General features: G+C 72.9%; 16 protein-coding genes. 6 read left to right on the forward strand and 10 right to left on the reverse strand.

The features are described 5' to 3' along the window. Both G6W55_RS29320 and G6W55_RS29325 read right to left on the reverse strand, forming a co-directional pair. Positions 1-568, reverse strand: a 568-nt coding sequence (locus G6W55_RS29320; protein WP_175523787.1) for a HAMP domain-containing protein, incomplete at its 3' end; no start/stop codon positions are given. Positions 569-573: 5 nt separating this feature from the next. Next, the gene (locus G6W55_RS29325) at positions 574-1,227 is read right to left on the reverse strand and encodes a response regulator transcription factor (RefSeq protein ID WP_003993508.1); all 654 of its coding nucleotides are present in this window, start codon (positions 1,225-1,227) and stop codon (positions 574-576) included. Between the two features lie 421 nt (positions 1,228-1,648). Here G6W55_RS29325 and G6W55_RS29330 point away from each other — a divergent pair, with 421 nt between their 5' ends. After that, the gene (locus G6W55_RS29330; RefSeq protein ID WP_167797272.1) at positions 1,649-1,822 is read left to right on the forward strand and encodes a hypothetical protein; all 174 of its coding nucleotides are present in this window, start codon (positions 1,649-1,651) and stop codon (positions 1,820-1,822) included. A gap of 94 nt (positions 1,823-1,916) precedes the next feature. Here the strand turns inward: G6W55_RS29330 and G6W55_RS29335 are convergent, their stop codons facing one another. After that, complete coding sequence (locus G6W55_RS29335; RefSeq protein ID WP_175523812.1) at positions 1,917-2,732, reverse strand: inositol monophosphatase family protein; 816 nt, start codon at positions 2,730-2,732, stop codon at positions 1,917-1,919. 8 nt (positions 2,733-2,740) lie between these two features. Beyond that, positions 2,741-3,868, reverse strand: a complete 1,128-nt coding sequence (locus tag G6W55_RS29340; RefSeq protein ID WP_175523788.1) for a ferrochelatase — start codon at positions 3,866-3,868, stop codon at positions 2,741-2,743. A gap of 231 nt (positions 3,869-4,099) precedes the next feature. On the opposite strand from G6W55_RS29340, the gene G6W55_RS29345 reads away from it, so the two are divergent. The 3 genes from G6W55_RS29345 to sepH all read left to right on the forward strand — a co-directional run bounded on the left by G6W55_RS29345 (position 4,100) and on the right by sepH (position 8,073). After that, positions 4,100-5,338: an MFS transporter gene (locus G6W55_RS29345; protein WP_175523789.1), complete on the forward strand. Its 1,239-nt coding sequence runs from the start codon at positions 4,100-4,102 to the stop codon at positions 5,336-5,338. Next, positions 5,298-6,617: a D-arabinono-1,4-lactone oxidase gene (locus G6W55_RS29350; RefSeq protein WP_175523790.1), complete on the forward strand. Its 1,320-nt coding sequence runs from the start codon at positions 5,298-5,300 to the stop codon at positions 6,615-6,617. Before G6W55_RS29345 ends, G6W55_RS29350 begins: the two co-directional genes overlap by 41 nt. Positions 6,618-7,032: 415 nt before the next feature. Beyond that, positions 7,033-8,073, forward strand: coding sequence for a septation protein SepH (gene sepH / locus G6W55_RS29355; RefSeq protein WP_175523791.1), 1,041 nt, complete (start codon positions 7,033-7,035; stop codon positions 8,071-8,073). A gap of 125 nt (positions 8,074-8,198) precedes the next feature. Here sepH and G6W55_RS29360 read toward each other — a convergent pair whose 3' ends face one another. After that, the gene (locus G6W55_RS29360) at positions 8,199-9,050 is read right to left on the reverse strand and encodes a sulfurtransferase (protein WP_175523792.1); all 852 of its coding nucleotides are present in this window, start codon (positions 9,048-9,050) and stop codon (positions 8,199-8,201) included. A gap of 218 nt (positions 9,051-9,268) precedes the next feature. Here G6W55_RS29360 and G6W55_RS29365 point away from each other — a divergent pair, with 218 nt between their 5' ends. Both G6W55_RS29365 and G6W55_RS29370 read left to right on the forward strand, forming a co-directional pair. Then, positions 9,269-10,066 carry a VOC family protein gene (locus tag G6W55_RS29365; protein WP_175523793.1) on the forward strand — a complete coding sequence of 266 codons (798 nt, stop codon included), beginning with the start codon at positions 9,269-9,271 and terminating at the stop codon, positions 10,064-10,066. Between the two features lie 191 nt (positions 10,067-10,257). Then, positions 10,258-11,502, forward strand: a complete 1,245-nt coding sequence (locus G6W55_RS29370) for a PQQ-binding-like beta-propeller repeat protein (protein WP_175523794.1) — start codon at positions 10,258-10,260, stop codon at positions 11,500-11,502. 16 nt (positions 11,503-11,518) lie between these two features. On the opposite strand, the gene G6W55_RS29375 is transcribed toward G6W55_RS29370, so the two are convergent. The 5 genes from G6W55_RS29375 to G6W55_RS29395 all read right to left on the reverse strand — a co-directional run bounded on the left by G6W55_RS29375 (position 11,519) and on the right by G6W55_RS29395 (position 17,322). Continuing rightward, complete coding sequence (locus G6W55_RS29375) at positions 11,519-12,166, reverse strand: thymidine kinase (RefSeq protein ID WP_030789964.1); 648 nt, start codon at positions 12,164-12,166, stop codon at positions 11,519-11,521. A 47-nt stretch (positions 12,167-12,213) separates the two neighbouring features. Then, complete coding sequence (locus G6W55_RS29380; protein ID WP_175523795.1) at positions 12,214-13,401, reverse strand: alkaline phosphatase family protein; 1,188 nt, start codon at positions 13,399-13,401, stop codon at positions 12,214-12,216. Beyond that, on the reverse strand, positions 13,401-13,997 hold the full coding sequence (locus tag G6W55_RS29385; RefSeq protein ID WP_030789970.1) for a DUF5998 family protein: 597 nt from the start codon (positions 13,995-13,997) through the stop codon (positions 13,401-13,403). Before G6W55_RS29385 ends, G6W55_RS29380 begins: the two co-directional genes overlap by 1 nt. Before the next feature lie 73 nt (positions 13,998-14,070). Next, on the reverse strand, positions 14,071-14,496 hold the full coding sequence (locus G6W55_RS29390) for a hypothetical protein (RefSeq protein WP_175523796.1): 426 nt from the start codon (positions 14,494-14,496) through the stop codon (positions 14,071-14,073). 9 nt (positions 14,497-14,505) lie between these two features. Beyond that, positions 14,506-17,322, reverse strand: a complete 2,817-nt coding sequence (locus G6W55_RS29395) for a bifunctional GNAT family N-acetyltransferase/acetate--CoA ligase family protein (protein WP_175523797.1) — start codon at positions 17,320-17,322, stop codon at positions 14,506-14,508. Between the last annotated feature and the right edge of the window lie 94 nt (positions 17,323-17,416).

Consider the following 17,416-nt stretch of genomic DNA (forward strand, 5'->3'; position numbering starts at 1 on the left):
CGAAGGTGTCGGCCAGCTCCTTCAGCTCGTCGTCCGGGCCGTCCAGCTCGATCCGGCGGGAGAGGTCCGAGCCCGCCACCGCGCGCGCGGTGCGGGTGATCCGGCCGAGCGGGGACAGCACGCGTCCCGCCATCGCGTAGCCGAACGCGAAGGCGATCACGGCGAGGCCGAGCAGGGCCAGCAGCGAGCGGCTGAGCAGGTTGTCCAGCGCGACCTGGCGCTGATGGTCGATGCAGGCGCTGATCGCGGTGTTGAACTGGGTGAGCGTGAGGCTGGTGGCGTTGGCCTGGTTGACCGCGGGACAGTCGGCGCTGGCGACCTTGATCTCGTCGCTGACACCGAGGTTCACGATCTTGAACGGCGGCTGGTTGCCGGTGCTGATGGCCTGCGCGGCGAGCAGATAGATGATCGACAGCAGCAGGATGCCGGCGATCAGGAACATGCCGCCGTACAGCAGGGTGAGGCGTATCCGGATGGTCGGGCGCAGCCAGGGGAGGTTGGGCTGCGGTCTGCGGGGGTCCCAGGTGGGCTTCGGAGGCGCTTGCGGCGGCGCGGGCGTGGCGGCCACCGGGATCAGATCCGGTAGCCGGAGCCGGGCACCGTGACGATCACCGGGGGTTCGCCCAGCTTGCGGCGGAGCGTCATGACGGTCACGCGGACGACGTTGGTGAAGGGATCCGTGTTCTCGTCCCACGCCTTCTCCAGGAGCTGTTCGGCGGAGACGACGGCGCCCTCGCTGCGCATCAGCACCTCCAGGACGGCGAACTCCTTGGGGGCGAGCTGGACCTCCTTGCCGTCACGGAAGACCTCGCGGCGGTTGGGGTCGAGCTTGATGCCGGCCCGCTCCAGGACGGGCGGCAGCGGCACGCTGGTGCGGCGGCCGAGGGCACGCACGCGTGCGATCAGCTCGCTGAAGGCGAAGGGCTTGGGGAGATAGTCGTCGGCGCCGATCTCCAGGCCCTCGACGCGGTCGCTGACGTCGCCGGACGCCGTGAGCATCAGCACACGCGTGGGCATGCCGAGTTCGACGATCTTGCGGCAGACGTCGTCGCCGTGGACGAGGGGCAGGTCGCGGTCGAGGACGACCACGTCGTAGTCGTTGACCCCGATGCGCTCCAGGGCGGCCGCGCCGTCGTACACGACGTCGACGGCCATGGCCTCCCGGCGCAGTCCGGTGGCCACCGCATCGGCGAGCAGTTGCTCGTCCTCGACGACGAGTACGCGCACGGCGCTTGTCCTTCCTGTGTCCACCCGCGTAGCGCTCCACGGGAGCGCGCGGGCAGGGGTGCTGGTGAGTGTGCGTCCCATCCTGCCCTTTTCGGCCATAAGTCGGCGGTAAGACGGGTGAGGGCGCACGAAGGACGGGTGCGGGGCCCGGGAATGCGAGATTTTCTCGTGCGGTTGAGGTTTCCGCGGAAGGGAGCGGGGGGAGGACGGCTTTACACCCCGCGATCACGCTCCGCATGTGCCGCAGCACCATGTGGTACCTCGCGGTCCGCTTGCCGCAGAGCGGGCGTGGGTGTCCGGCACCGTCGCCGCCCGGCAGGGGGGTGGGCCGGGCATCCGCCGGAGACGTGATCGCCCTTTCCTTCCCGACGGCACACCCCCGTGCCACCGACCCACCGACCCAAGGACGAGGGGGCGCAGCATGGACGCATTCACCGCAGGACTTCTGCAGCGCATAAGGGCGACCGAGTCCGACCTGACCCGGGCTCAGGACGAGGGCGACGACTTCCTCGCCGATGTCGAGCAGGCAGAGCTGGAGGATCTCCGCCGCCTCGCCGCCGAACACGGCGTGGAGGTCGGCGCGACGAGCGTCTGAGCGGTCGCGCGACAACGTTCGCGCGGCAGGAAGGGCCCCGGCGAATCCAGCGCCGGGGCCCTTTCGCATGCGCGGTGTTCCGGGGCGCCGGCGCTCAGTCGTGCCAGGCGCCGAAGTCCTCCAGGAGCCGCTGGAGGGGCTCGAAGACTGCCGGGGTGGCGGCGATCGCCAGATCGCGTGCCGGGCGCTCTCCGGGCCGCCCACCCGTCAGCGCGCCCGCCTCCCGGGCGATGAGGTCGCCCGCCGCGAGGTCCCAGGGGTGCAGCCCGCGCTCGTAGTAGCCGTCGAGCCGGCCGGCGGCCACGTCGCACAGGTCGACGGCGGCCGAGCCGCCGCGCCGGATGTCGCGCAGCAGCGGGATCAGCCGCCGGGCCACGTCGGCCTGGTGGTCGCGGACCTCGGTGACGTAGTTGAAGCCGGTGGAGACCAGCGCCTGGTCCAGCGGCGCCGGGGGACGGCAGGCCAGGACCCGCTCGCCCTCCCAGGCGCCGGTCGCCCGGGCCCCGCCGCCGCGCACCGCGTGGTACGTCTCGCCGCGCATCGGGATCTCGACGACGCCGACGACGGTCTCGCCGTCCTGCTCGGCCGCGACGGAGACGGACCAGGTGGGCAGCCCGTACAGGTAGTTCACCGTGCCGTCGAGCGGGTCGATCACCCAGCGGACGCCGGTGCTGCCCTCGCTGGAGGCGCCCTCCTCGCCGAGGAAGCCGTCGTCGGGGCGGTGCTCGGAGATCAGGCCGGTGATCAGCTTCTCGGCGGCGATGTCCATCTCGGTGACCACGTCGATGGGGCTCGACTTGGTGGCGGCCACCGCGAGGTCGGCCGGGCGGCCGTCGCGCAGCAGTTCGGCGGCCCGGCGGGCGGCCTCCCGGGCGAGGGCGAGCAGGTCCGTGTGGAAGGGGTCGGTCACGGTGTTCCTCACGCGTAGGGGCTGTCGGCGCCCGCGGCGGCGGGCCGGGGTGCCCGCGCGGGGCAGCAGCCGACGGGGCAGAGGTCGTGGCTCGCGCCGAGCGTGCCCAGGGCGCAGGGGGTGACGGGCCGGCCGCTCTCGGCGGCGGCGCGCTCCAGGATCAGCTCGCGGACGGCGGCGGCGAAGCGGGGGTCGGCGCCGACGGTGGCCGAGCGGCGCACCGGCAGGCCCAGCTCCCCCGCCCTGGCCGTCGCCTCGGTGTCGAGGTCGTAGAGGACCTCCATGTGGTCGGAGACGAAGCCGATCGGGGCCATCACGACCGCCGGGGCGCCGGCCGCGTGCCGCTCCTCCAGGTGGTCGCAGATGTCGGGCTCCAGCCAGGGGATGTGCGGGGCGCCGGAGCGGGACTGGTAGACGAGCTGCCAGGGGTGGTCGACGCCGGTGCGCTCGCGGACGGCGTCGGCGATCAGCGCGGCGACGTCCAGGTGCTGGCGTACGTACGCGCCGCCGTCGCCGTGGTCCTCGACGGGTCCCGAGGTGTCGGCCGCGGCGGTGGGGATCGAGTGGGTGGTGAAGGCGATGTGGGCGCCGTCTCGCACGTCCTCGGGGAGGTCGGCGAGGGCGCGCAGGACGCCGTCGGTCATCGGCTCCACGAAGCCGGGGTGGTTGAAGTAGTGCCGCAGCTTGTCGATCCCCGGCAGCGGCAGGCCCTCGGCGTCCAGGGCGGCCAGCGCGTCGGCGAGGTTCTCGCGGTACTGGCGGCAGCCCGAGTAGGAGGCGTAGGCGCTGGTGGCGAGGACCAGGATGCGGCGGTGCCCGGCGGTGACCATCTCGCGCAGGGTGTCCGTGAGGTACGGGGCCCAGTTGCGGTTGCCCCAGTGGACCGGCAGGTCGAGGCCGTGGTCGGCGAAGTCCTTGCGCAGGGCGTCCAGCAGGGCGCGGTTCTGCTCGTTGATGGGGCTGACCCCGCCGAACAGGAAGTAGTGCTGCCCGACCTCCTTGAGGCGTTCCGTGGGGATGCCGCGCCCTCGCGTCACGTTCTCCAGGAAGGGGACCACGTCGTCCGGGCCTTCCGGGCCGCCGAAGGAGAGCAGGAGCAGGGCGTCGTAGGGGGTGGCTTCGAGCGCGTCTGGCATGGGTCCGATCCTGCCACCCGGCACCGACGGCCGGGAAACGGCGGGGTGTCGACGGCGGCCTCGCGGCCCGCGGCGGACGGTGCCCGGACCGGTGCGTTAGGGTGACCTCACTCGTAAGCTGTATAGGCCACCTTTACGCCTTACCCGGCGTGACCGTGACCCCACGAGCCACCCTTCCTTCATGCCGCGCGAAGCCGCACGCGCGCGTGACCGGACTTCCGGAGAGCCGCCGTGCCCAGCCCCTACCGCGCCCTGTTCGACGCCCCCGGCTCCAAGGGCTTCGCCGCCGCGGGGTTCCTCGGCCGGATGCCGCTGTCGATGATGGGCATCGGCGTGGTCACGATGATCTCCCAGCTCACCGGGCGCTACGGCCTCGCGGGCGCCCTGTCGGCGACCATCGCGCTGTCGGCCGCGCTCGTCGGACCGCAGATCTCCCGCATGGTCGACCAGTACGGGCAGCGCCGGGTGCTGCGCCCCGCCACGCTGGTGGCGCTGACGGCGGCGGCCGGGCTGCTGCTGACCGCGCACTTCCGGTGGCCGGACTGGCTGCTGTTCGTGTGCTCCGCGGGCATCGGCGCCGTCCCGAGCCTCGGCGCGATGGTCCGGGCCCGCTGGGCCGCCCTGTACCGGGGCACCCCGAAACTGCACACCGCGTACTCGTTCGAGTCGGTGGTGGACGAGGTCTGCTTCATCTTCGGTCCGATCGTGTCGATCGGTCTGTCGACCGCCTGGTTCCCGGAGGCGGGGCCACTGCTGGCGGGCTGCTTCCTCGCGGCCGGTGTGTTCTGGCTGACCGCCCAGCGCGGCACCGAGCCCGTCCCGCACCCGCGCGAGCGGCGCGGCACCGGCAGCGCGCTGCGCTCCCCCGGTCTCCAGGTCCTGGTGGTCACCTTCGTAGCTACGGGAACGATCTTCGGGGCGGTCGACGTCGTCACCGTCGCGTTCGCCGACGAGCAGGGCCACAAGGGCGCCGCGAGCGTCGTCCTCGCGCTCTACGCGGCCGGCTCCTGTCTCGCCGGACTGGTGTTCGGACTGCTGCGTCCGCGGGGTGTGCCGGAGCGGCGCTGGCTGCTGGGTGTGTTCCTGATGGCCGTGAGTATGATCCCCCTCCTACTGGTCGGAAACTTGCCGTTTCTGGCCGTGGCGCTGTTCGTTGCGGGACTGGCCATCGCTCCGACGATGATCACCACCATGTCCCTCATCGAAGAGCACGTACCACGCGCACAGCTCACCGAGGGCATGACCTGGATCAGCACCGGGCTCGCGGTCGGGGTGGCGCTCGGCTCCTCCATCGCCGGCTGGGTCATCGACGCGGCCGGGGCACGGGCCGGGTACGGGGTTCCGGCGGTCGCCGGTGCCGTCGCGGTCGCGGTCGGATTCCTGGGGTACCGCCGGCTCGTCAGGCCGGCGCCGGGTCGGGGAGGCACCGTTGAGCAGCACAACGAGCGCGAAGAACGGCACGTGGCGTAACTGGGGCGGCAATGTGACCGCCCGTCCCGCGCGGGAGGTCACGCCCGCCTCCGTCGACGAGCTGGCGGAGGCCGTGCGCCGGGCCGCCGAGGACGGGCTGAAGGTGAAGGCGGTCGGCACCGGCCACTCCTTCACGTCGATCGCCGCGACGGACGGGGTGCTGGTCCGCCCTCAGCTCCTGACCGGCATCCGTGACATCGACCGGGACGCCATGACCGTCACGGTGGAGGCCGGCACCCCGCTCAAGCGCCTCAATCTCGCACTCGCGCGGGAGGGCCTGTCGCTCACCAACATGGGCGACATCATGGAGCAGACGGTGTCGGGGGCCACCAGCACCGGCACCCACGGCACGGGCCGTGAGTCCGCCTCGATCGCCGCGCAGATCAAGGGCCTGGAGCTGGTCACGGCCGACGGCTCGGTGCTCACCTGCTCGGAGAAGGAGAACCCCGAGGTCTTCGCGGCCGCCCGGATAGGACTCGGCGCGCTGGGCATCGTCACCGCGATCACCTTCGCCGTGGAGCCGCTGTTCCTGCTCACCGCGCGCGAGGAGCCGATGCCGTTCGACCGGGTGCTCGCCGACTTCGACGAACTCTGGGCCGAGAACGAGCACTTCGAGTTCTACTGGTTCCCGCACACCGGCAGCACCAACACCAAGCGCAACAACCGCAGCGCGGGGCCGCGCCGCCCGGTGGGCCGGGCGGCGGGCTGGATCGAGGACGAGTTCCTCTCCAACGGCGTCTTCCAGGTGGCCCAGTGGGTCGGCCGTGCGGCGCCCGCGACGGTCCCGACGATCGCGCGCGTCTCCAGCAAGGCGCTCTCCGCGCGCACCTACACGGACATCCCCTTCAAGGTCTTCACCTCCCCGCGCCGGGTGCGGTTCGTGGAGATGGAGTACGCGGTCCCGCGCGCGGCCGTCACCGAGACGCTGCGTGAACTGCGGACGACGATCGAGCGGTCCGGGCTGCGGATCAGTTTCCCGGTGGAGGTGCGCACCGCGCCGGCCGACGACATCACCCTGTCGACCGCCTCGGGCCGGGACAGCGCGTACATAGCCGTACACATGGTCAGGGGGACGCCCTTTCAGGCGTACTTCACCGCCGCCGAGCGCATCTTCACCGCGCACGAGGGACGGCCGCACTGGGGCAAGGTGCACACGCGGGACGCCGAGTACTTCGCCGGGGTCTACCCGCGGTTCGGCGAGTTCACCGCGCTGCGGGACCGGCTGGACCCCGACCGGCGGTTCCAGAACGACTACCTGCGCAGGGTGTTGGGGTCGTAGCGGACACTCGGGTGATTCCGGAGAAAGGGTGAAGCGGGGGGTGAAGTGCGCCACTTACACGATCACCGGAAGCCCTTCAGCACGGCCAAGTCGCGGTTCTTGCCAGAAGTTGGGCGGCGTGCCAATCCACGCACGTGGCCCAAATGGAGTACTGTTGCGAGCCCTGGGCCCGGCCTCCCTTCGGGGTGTCCGGGGCCATGCTGGACCGCCGGGAGGGGCTCGTTGCACAGGGTGACGATGTTGGTGACTTAGCGTGGCGAAATAGGTAACCGTGCCATAACGGCGATCCCGGGCCCGTGCCCGACACGCCGGGCAACTCGGCAAGGTTGTGGCAGGCTGCACCCGGGCAGGCCACACTCGACTAGCGGAAGCAGCGACGCACGTGACGTCGGCAGGCACCACCCGGGAGGTCCCCATGCCCGAACTGCGTGTCGTGGCCGTCTCGAATGACGGCACACGGCTGGTGCTGAAGGCTGCGGACAGCACGGAGTACACGCTTCCGATCGATGAGCGTCTGCGCGCCGCCGTTCGCGGCGACCGTCCCCGCCTCGGCCAGATCGAGATCGAGGTGGAGAGCCATCTCCGCCCCCGTGACATCCAGGCGCGTATACGTGCCGGCGCGACCGCGGAAGAGGTCGCCCAGATGGCGGGCATCCCCGTCGACCGCGTACGCCGGTTCGAGGGCCCCGTGCTGGCCGAGCGCGCCTTCATGGCCGAGCGCGCCCGCAAGACACCCGTCCGCCGCCCCGGTGAGAACGCCGCGGGTCCCCAGCTCGGCGAGGCCGTCCAGGAGCGACTGCTGCTGCGCGGCGCCGAGAAGGACACCGTGCAGTGGGACTCCTGGCGCCGTGACGACGGCACCTGGGAGGTCCTGCTCGTCTACCGGGTCGCGGGCGAACCGCACTCCGCGAGCTGGACGTACGACCCGCCCCGCCGGCTCGTCCAGGCCGTCGACGACGAGGCGCGCTCGCTGATCGGCGAGTCCGACGACCTCGCCGTGCCGGAGCCCAGCTTTCCGTTCGTCCCCCGGATCGCCCGGCTGCCGCGCGACCGTTCGATGGACCGGGCGCTGGAGCGGCCGAGCCTGCCCGCCCAGCCGTCCGAGCCGCCCGAGGAGACCATCGGGGAGCGCGAGCGGGACTCGCTGACCAGCCTGCTGGAGGCGGTGCCGAGCTTCCGGGGCGACCTGGTGGTCCCGGAGCGCCCGGTGGAGACCCCCGAGGAGCCCGAGGAGCAGGAGCCCGAGGCCGAGGAGCCGCCGGCGCCGGCCGCCTCCGCGGGTTCCGCCTACGCGGACGTCCTCATGCCGCGCTCGGTGGGCAGCCACCGGGACCGGCTGATCGGTGCCACCGACCGTCAGGCCGAGGCGGACGGCGTCCGTCCCGGCCGCCGCGCCGCGGTGCCGAGCTGGGACGAGATCGTCTTCGGCACCCGGCGCAAGAAGTCCCAGGAGTAACGGGAGTCGTAAGGCGGCTCGGCACAGGAGCCGCCCGAGGAGAACGCTTCGCACGCCCCTCTATACGTACGGGAGGGCCGCACCTGTTCGGTGCGGCCCTCCCGTACGCGCGTGTGCGAGGAAGGTCACTGCGGGTCGGGACCGACGGCCACCGGCCGGGACGGGTCCGAGGACCACTCCGACCAGGACCCCACGTACAGGGCGGCCGGGATGCCCGCCACGGCCAGCGCCAGCACCTCGTGGGCGCCCGAGACGCCCGAACCGCAGTACACGCCCACCTCGGCGCCGTCGGACGCCCCCAGCGCCTTGAAACGGTCGTGCAGTTCCTCCGCCGGCAGGAACCGGCCGTCCGGGCCCACGTTCTCGTTCGTCGGCGCGGAGACGGCGCCCGGGATGTGCCCGCCGACCCGGTCGATCGGCTCGACCTCGCCTCGGTACCGCTCCCCCGCGCGCGCGTCGAACAGCACACCGGAGCGGGCCAGCGCCGCGGCGGCGTCCGCGTCGAGCACACCGTCGGCACCCGGAACCGGCTCGAAGTCGCCCTCCCCGCGCGCGGGTACGTCGGTCGACAGGGCGCCGGTCCACTGCGGCAGCCCGCCGTCCAGGACCCGCACGTCCGGGTGGCCCGCCCAGCGCAGCAGCCACCAGGCGCGGGCCGCGGCCCAGCCCTGACCGCCGTCGTAGACGACGACCGGGCGGGCCGCCGAGACGCCCGCGCGGCGCATCGCGGCGCCGAACTCCGCGAGGCCGGGCAGCGGATGACGGCCGGCGGCACCGGCCGCGCCCGCCAGTTCACGGTCCAGGTCGACGTAGACCGCGCCGGGCACGTGCCCGGCCTCGTAGGCGGCCCGGCCGTCGAACGGCGGCTCGCCCGCCGCCTTGGCCACGCTGAGCTGCCAGCGGACGTCGAGCACCACCGGCGGGCGCTCTCCCGCCAGTTCGCTCGCGAGTTCGGATGCGGAGATGATGGCGTTCATGCCCCCCATCCTCGCGCACGGGGTGGCCCCCACGTCCATGTCCGGCTACTCTGCTCCGCCGGACAGCCTCGGTCACGAGGCGTACGGGTTCGAGCACATGCCGTACAGGCGATCGACATACGGCGACAACCGCGCGTGAACCGACGAGAACCCTCCACCAGGCATCCTCCGAGGGCGGAAGCGACACGGCCACCACCAGGGCCGAGGAGAAGGTGACGATGACCGAGGCACGTGGGTCGGCCGGCTCGGGAGGAAGGGCGCACACCCGGTACGCGTCCGGCACACCCTGCTGGGTGAGTCTGATGGCGCACGGGTTGACGGCGACGCAGGACTTCTACAGCGCGTTGTTCGGCTGGGAGTTCCGACCCGGTCCGCACCAGCTCGGTCCCTACGCGCGTGCCCTGCTCCACGGCGAGGAGGTCGCCGGAATCGGCCAACTTCCGCCCGACCGGCACCTCCCGGTCGCCTGGACGCCGTATCTCGCCTCGGACGACGTCGACTCCACCGCCGAATCGGTGCGGCTGTGCGGCGGCACGATCGGCGTCGGCCCGCTGGACGCCGGGGACGCCGGACGCCTGGCGATCGGCTCGGACCCCGCCGGAGCGGTCTTCGGCCTCTGGCAGGCGGCGCGCCACCTCGGCACGGGCGTCACCGGCGTCCCCGGCACACCCGCGTGGAACGAACTGCGGACCTTCGAGGCCGCCGGTGTCGTCAAGTTCTACGAGACGGTGTTCGGCCACGAGCGCGACACCGGCGCCGACGCCGACCGCATCACCCTGAAGCTCGCCGGACGCCCGGTGGCCGGCATCCGGGGCATGGGCAACACCCTTCCCCGGGACCGGGGTTCGCACTGGCTGACGTCCTTCCAGGTGGCCGACGCCGACGACGCGCTGCGCCGGGTCCGCGACCTCGGCGGCCGGATCCTGACACCCGTCCAGGACGACCCGCGCGGGCGCGTGGCGACGGTGGCGGATCCGGAGGGCGCGGTCTTCTCGGTGGTCGAGCTGCGCGGCTGACGGGGTCCGCCCGACCGCCGGTCATACCGTCGCGATCAATGTCTCGGTTGGTTCACGGTGCTGTCCCGGTCGGATGCCCGCCGCTCTTCCCGTCGGCTGTGGTGGCTAAGGTGCCTGGTCGCAGGGGGTGCACATCAGCGCGATCACCTGCCGAGCCTTCCACCGACGCGACTTCACGGGGGTACGACGACATGGCCCAGGGGACCACCTCGACGACCGGCAGAACGTCCCGGCGACACCTGCTGCGACTGACCGGCGGCGCGCTCGCACTCGGCGCGCTCGCGGCCGGGGCGACCGGCTGCCGCAACGACACGCAGGACACCACCGGCGGCACGGGCAAGGGCAAGGGCGGCGCGGACACCGGCGGCAAGGGATCCGGCGGCGCGACCGACGCGGGGGGCGCGCCGAAGCCGCTGTGGACCAAGTCCGTCTCCGCCGAGACCTACGGCAACAACGACGAACTCGTGGCCGTCGCCGGTGTGGTGATCGCGAGCGGCGCGCCGCTGGACGCCCTCGACGGCAAAACCGGCCGGCCGCGCTGGACGCTGAAGAACGGCGCCACCCCCGGTGCCCCGCTCCTCATCGGCGACGACACGCTGTACCTGGCCAGCAGCGCCTACGACGGCACCGTCAGCGGGCACGACCCCGCCACCGGCAAGGAGACCTGGCGCGGCCGTCTCGGCAAGGAGTACCGGCAGCCGCGGCCGGTCGCGGTGGACGACAAGCAGGTGTACGTCATCGCCGAGATCCTGGAGGCGGACGGCTCCTCGCACACCAACGTGATCGCCGCGCTGGACAGCGGCACGGGCCGGGTGGCCTGGAAGGAACAGCGGGACCTCGGCACCGAGCAGACCGGTGTGCACACCGCAGTGCGGGATCGTTTCCTCGTCTACACCGACCTCAAGAAGAACCTCACCGTCCGTGACACCGCCACCGGCCGCCAGGTGTGGACCCACAAGACGACCAGCACCAACTACGGCGTCTTCGCCCTGCACGGCGACCTGGTGATCGTCCCGCAGGGGCGGGTCCTCCAGGCGTTCGCCCTGGCCGACGGCGCCGAGAAGTGGTCCCTGAAGACGGACGAGTTCGCCACCTTCAAGGAGCCGACCGTCCTGGGCGACACGCTGTACATCGCGGACAGCGACCGCACGCTCCGGTCCGTCGACCCGCGGACCGGCAAGGAGAACTGGCGCTCCGAGGACCTCTCGAAGAAGGGTGCCCAGCCGCCCCGGCAGTTCCTGGAGGCGGGCGGCACGCTCTACGGCGCGACGGCCCTGGACGAGGGCGGTGGCATCCACGCCTTCGACCCGAAGACCGGCACCCTGCGCTGGACGTTCAACGACAAGTCCGGCGACTTCCACGCCTGGCTGATGGCCACCGACGGCACGCACGTCTTCGCCCTGCACGGCACGAAGCTGCACGCGCTGCCGGCCTAGGGCAGCACAGCGCGTCCTACGCCGGCGGGACCGGCAGGACGTCCGGGGAGAGGGCCGCCGCACGGGCCGTCGCCGCTGTCATGCGGCGGCGGTGGTGGCGGCGGCACAGGACCTCGTAGCCGATGGTGTCGGCCTGGTCGACGTCGCCGACGACGACCTGCGCGCCCTCCACGACCATGACGCCGCCCACCGTGCGGGCGTTGTGCGTGGCGCGCGCCCCGCACCAGCACAGGGCCTCGACCTGGAGGACCTCGACCCGGTCGGCGAGTTCCACGAGCCGCTGGGAGCCGGGGAACAGCTTGGAGCGGAAGTCGGTGGTGATCCCGAAGGCGTAGACGTCGATGTCGAGATCGTCGACCACGCGCGCGAGCTGGTCGATCTGGTCCTCGGCGAGGAACTGTGCCTCGTCCGCGATCACATAGTCCGCGCGGCCGCCCTGGGAGAGGTGGTCGACCAGGTAGGCGTACAGATCCTGCCCGTCCTCGACCTCGACCGCGTCGGTGACCAGGCCGAGGCGGGAGGAGAGCTTCCCCTCGCCGGCGCGGTCGTCACGGGTGAAGATCATGCCCTGGAGGCCGCGCGCGGAGCGGTTGTGCTCGATCTGGAGAGCCAGTGTCGACTTCCCGCAGTCCATGGTTCCGGAGAAGAACACCAGCTCGGGCATGGGGAGTTGAGCACCTTTCGGTGGAGAGTCGGAGAGAGGGCGGGGCGTCAGGAGCGTACTTCGAGCAGCGGGACGAGCTGCTCGGCAGGGGTCATGGAACCGTGGTTGCCGACCATCAGCGACTCCTTGGGCTCCCGCTCCGAGGCGATGAGCAGGACGTCGTCCCGGGCCGCCGCGATCACGTCGCCGAGCCGGTCGTACACCCGCTCGTCGATCCGGGGCCCGAACCAGCCCGCGGCGATCGCCTCGTCGCGCGAGGCCACCCAGAACTGCTCGCCGAGGACCTCGCGCCAGCAGGTCAGGACGTCGTCCGCGGCACCCGGTACGGCGTAGACGTGGCGCGCGCGGCCCTCGCCGCCCAGCAGGGCGACCCCGGCACGCAGCTCCCAGTCCTCGTCGAAGTCGATGCGGTGCTCCTCGTCGAAGGGCACGTCGACCATGCCGTGGTCGGCGGTGACGTACAGCGCGCTGCGCGGCGGCAGTTGCTCGGCGAGGCGCTGGACGAGCCGGTCGACGTACATGAGCTGGCCGCGCCAGGTGTCGGAGGCGACGCCGTAGCGGTGGCCGGCGCCGTCGAGTTCGGCGTAGTACGTGTAGACCAGGGAGCGGTCGCCTGCGGCGAGCTGCTCGGCGGCGAGGTCCATGCGTTCCTCGCCGGTCAGCCGCCCGTGGAAGGTGCCGCCGCTGAGCGCCACCTTGGTCAGCGGGGTGTTCTGGAAGGTGGGCGAGGACACCTGGGCGGCGTGCACGCCCGCCCGGTCGGCGAGCTGGAAGATCGTGGGGTACGGCTGCCAGGCGCCGGGCGAGGTCCAGGGCTGCCAGCGGAGCTGGTTCATCAGCTCGCCGGTGGCCGGGTTGCGCACGGTGTAGCCGGGCAGGCCGTGGGCGCCGGGCGGGAGGCCGGTGCCGACGGAGGCGAGGGAGGTCGCGGTGGTCGCCGGGTAGCCGGCGGTGAGGGGGCGTCCGGTGCCGCCGCGGGAGCCGGCGAGGAGGGCGTGGAGGTAGGGCGCCTCGTCCGCGTGGTCCTTGATCTGCTCCCAGCCGAGGCCGTCGATCAGGAAGACGCAGTTGCGGTCGGCCGGGGCCAGCTCGGGGATCGCCGCGGTGGTGCCGGGGACGCCCATGCCCGCGGCCAGGGTGGGCAGCAGGTCGGCGAGGGAGCCGCTGCCGTACTCGGGTACGGGTGCGGAGTCGACGGTGAGGGGCTCGGGGTGGTCCCAGGCTGGCTGCGCCATCAGCGGGTCAGATCCGCGGTGGCCTCGGAGAGCGACTGGGCGAAGGCGAGCGCCTGGCGCACGGTCTCCGGGCCGTCGCCCGCCTCGCTGACGCGCAGGCTGAGGTCGTCCGCCGTCGAGTTGCCGGTGTAGCCGTGGTCGGCGTCGCAGTTGGGGTCGCCGCAGGCGGCGGGCTCCAGGTCGATGCGGGAGACGGCGCCCCAGCCGATGGTCAGCACGACCTCGCGGGGCAGGGTGCCCGGGGTGTACGACTCGGGGTTGGCGACCACCCGGCTGACCACGACCGACGAGATCCGGCCGAGCTTCACGGACTCGGTGGAGGTGGTGGCGTACGGCGTCGGGGAGGTGGTGTCGGCGGCCTGCTCGTCGGTGTGGCTGACGATGAAGCGGTTGCCGGTGAGGACCAGCACCGTCACATGCCGGCGGACCTCGTTCTGGTCGAACGTGGTCTCCTGGTGGACCAGGAACGACGTGATGGGCTCGCCGCCCACGGCGGCCTCCACCGCCTCGGCCACGAGGGCCGGGTAGTAGCCGCTGCGCTCGATCGCCGCGCGCAGCCCCTGGGTCGTCGTACTGGTCTTGGCCATGCCGTCCATCCTAATCCGTGGGTAAGGGCGGTCCGGGCCAGTCAAGGGCAACCCCGCCCCTCACGACAGGCCCGAACCCCTCTCACCTCCCCGGAGGCCCCACCCAGGGCGCGAATCGCCGCCCGGGCGCCAGGTCCCCGCTCCAGTACCGCAGCACCTGCCCTTGAACGACTTCCAGCCGCTGGGCGGCGACGAGGCACGGCGCGGGTTCGGTGCCGCCGGCGTCGGCCTCGAAGGCGATCACGACGGGCGGTGCCTCGCCGAGCCGGCGGGCCAACGCCCGCAGCTCGTCGGGGGTGGGGACCCGGAAGACCGGGTCCTGGAAGGCGGCCGGGCACCGGACGAAGGCGGGATCGCCGAAGACCAGTTCGAGGCCGTGGTGGTAGGTGAGGTCGTGGCCGGCCGCCAGCCGGAGTTCCGCCGGGTTCCAGGCGATCACGTCCCAGTCCCACCAGGAGCCGTCGGGCAGCGTGAGAGGGCCGGGCGCCTCAAGGTCGGGAGGGTTCACCGCAGCCCCTCAGTAGGCCGGGAGCGTGCGGGGGCCGAGGTCGTCTCGGGCCGGGGGTGGGGCCAGGCGGACCGAGGCGCCGAGGACGCTCAGGCCCTGGGGGGCGACGACGACCGGTTCCAGGGTGACGGCGACGACCTCGGGGTGGTCGTCGACCAGCCGGGAGACGCGCAGCAGCAGCTCCTCCAGCGCCGGGGTGTCGACAGGCGTCGAGCCGCGCCAGCCGAAGAGCAGGGGTGCCGTGCGGATCGAGCGGATCAGTGAGGTCGCGTCGCGGTCGGTGACCGGGACCAGGCGGTGCGCCATGTCGCCGAGGAGCTGGGAGGCGGCCCCGGCGAGCCCGAAGGACAGCACCGCCCCGGCGGCCGGGTCGATGACCGCGCGGACGACCGTGTCGACCCCGCGCGGGGCCATCGCCTGGACGACCGGACGCACCTCCTCCGGATTGCCGAACTGGTCGGTCAACTCGGCGTACGAGCGTCGCAGTTGCTCCTCGTCGGCGAGGTCGAGGCGGACGCCGCCCAGGTCGGCGCGGTGACGCAGATGCGGGGCGGTGGCCTTGAGGGCGACGGGGTAACCGAGGGCGGCGGCCGCCGCGGCCGCTTCGTCGGGGGTGGGCGCGGGGATCGCGCGGCGGGGGTGGATGCCGTAGCGGCCGAGCAGCTCGCATGTGTCGTCGGGGCCCAGGGTGAGGCCCTGTCCGCGCGCGAGGAGGCCCTCGATGAGCCGGGCGGCGCCCTTCTCGTCGATGTCGTCGTACTCGGGGACCCGCCCGGGTTCGGCGACCTCGCGGCGCCACTGGGCGTACTTCACGACCTCGGCGAGGGCCCGCACCGCGCGTTCGGCGGCGGGGTAGGCCGGGATGAGGTGGGCGCCCTCGGGGGCCGCGGCGGCGGGCGGGCGGGGGCCGCCGTCCTCCGACGCGGCGGCACGCGCGCGGGCGGCCGCTTCCGGGCGGGGCGGCGCGGTGCTGGTGGCGGCCGACAGGGCGGCGGCGAGGCCGCCGAGTTCCACGTGGACGACGAGGACCGGCTTCGCGGGCGCCGCGGCCGCGGCGGAGCGCAGCGCCTCGGCCAGCGCCGCGTCCCCGGTGGACGTCTCCCCGATCGCCGGTATCGCCGTCACCACGACCGCGTCGCACGAGGCGTCGTCCAGCGCGCGGGCGAGGGCGGCGTGGAAGTCCTCGGCCGAGGCTTCCGTCGTGAGGTCCAGCGGGGGCAGCGGCCGCAGCCCCTCGGCGAGGCACGCGTCGTAGGTCAGCAGCCCGAGGGACTCGGAGTTGCCGAGGATGGCCACGCGGGCGCCGGTCGGCAGCGGCTGGCGGGCCAGCAGCAGCCCCGTGTCGACCAGTTCGGTGATGGTGTCGACGCGGATCACCCCGGCCTGGCGCAGCAGCGCGGAGACCGTGGCGTGCGGGAGCCGGGTCGCGCGGACCGCGTGTCCCTGCGGGGCGGATCCGGCGCCCTGGACGACCACCAGCGGCTTGGCGGCGGCCGTGCGCCGTGCGAGCCGGGTGAACTTGCGGGGGTTGCCGATGGACTCCAGGTACATCAGGACGACGTCGGTGTCGGGGTCGTCGTACCAGTACTGGAGGACGTCGTTGCCGGAGACGTCCGCGCGGTTGCCGGAGGCGACGAAGGTGGAGACGCCGGTGACCCCGGTGACGCCGCCGCCGCGCCGGTGCAGCCGGGAGAGCAGGGCGATGCCGATGGCGCCCGACTGGGCGAACAGGCCGATCCGGCCGGGGCGGGGCATCTCGGGGGCGAGGGAGGCGTTGAGCCGCACCTGCGGGGAGGTGTTGACGACGCCGAATGCGTTCGGGCCGATGATCCGCATGCCGTACGCGCGTGCCTGGCGGACCAGCGCGCGCTGGCGTTCGCGCCCCTCGGGGCCGCTCTCCGCGTAGCCGGCGGACAGTACGACGAGCCCTTGGACGCCGTGTTCACCGCACTCGGTGACGACCTCGGGCACATGGTCGGCGGGGACGGCGACCACCACGAGGTCGACGGGTTCGGCGATCTCGCGGACGGAGCGGTGCGCGGGCACGCCGTCGAGGTGCTTGAGGTCCTCGGGGAACGCCTTGTTGACGGCGTACAGGGAGCCCGTGAAGCCGGCCTCGCGCAGGTTGTCCAGGACGCTGCGGCCCACGCCGCCCGGGGTGCGTCCGGCGCCGACGACGGCGACCGAGCCGGGCACCAGCAGACGCCGCACCGAGTGGGCCTCGGCGCGCTGCTCCCGCGCGCGCTGCACGGCCAGGGAGCGTTCGGTGGGTTCGAGGCCGAACTCCAGGTGGACGACGCCGTCCTCGAAGCTGCGCTTCTGGGTGTAGCCGGCGTCCGTGAACACCTTGATCATCTTGTTGTTGGCGGGGAGCACCTCGGCGGCGAAGCGGCGGATGCCGCGCTCGCGCGCGACGGCCGCGATGTGTTCGAGGAGCGTGGAGGCGACGCCGCGGCCCTGGTGGGCGTCCTGCACGAGGAAGGCGACCTCGGCCTCGTCGGCCGGGGCGGAGGCGGCCATGCCGTCGGCGCCGATGCGGTCGTAGCGTACGGTGGCGATGAACTCGCCGCCGACCGTGGCCGCGAGTCCCACCCTGTCCACGAAGTCGTGGTGCGTGAAGCGGTGGACGTCCTTCGCGGACAGACGCGGGTAGGGCGCGAAGAAGCGGTAGTACTTCGACTCGTCCGACACCTGCTCGTAGAAGCTGACCAGGCGCTCGGCGTCATCGACGGTGATGGGGCGGATGCGCGCGGTGCCGCCGTCGCGCAGCACCACGTCGGCTTCCCAGTGGGCGGGGTACTCGTGCCGGTCCGAGGCGCTCTGCATGGGGCCCAGAGTACGGCTCGCGTACGACAACGGCGCGAGGCAGTCTGTGGAGGACGGAGGTCGGATCGAGGCCGCGATCCGACAGCCGCACGGG

This window comes from Streptomyces sp. CAI-85 (assembly GCF_013363615.1).
Lineage (GTDB): Bacteria > Actinomycetota > Actinomycetes > Streptomycetales > Streptomycetaceae > Streptomyces > Streptomyces antibioticus_B.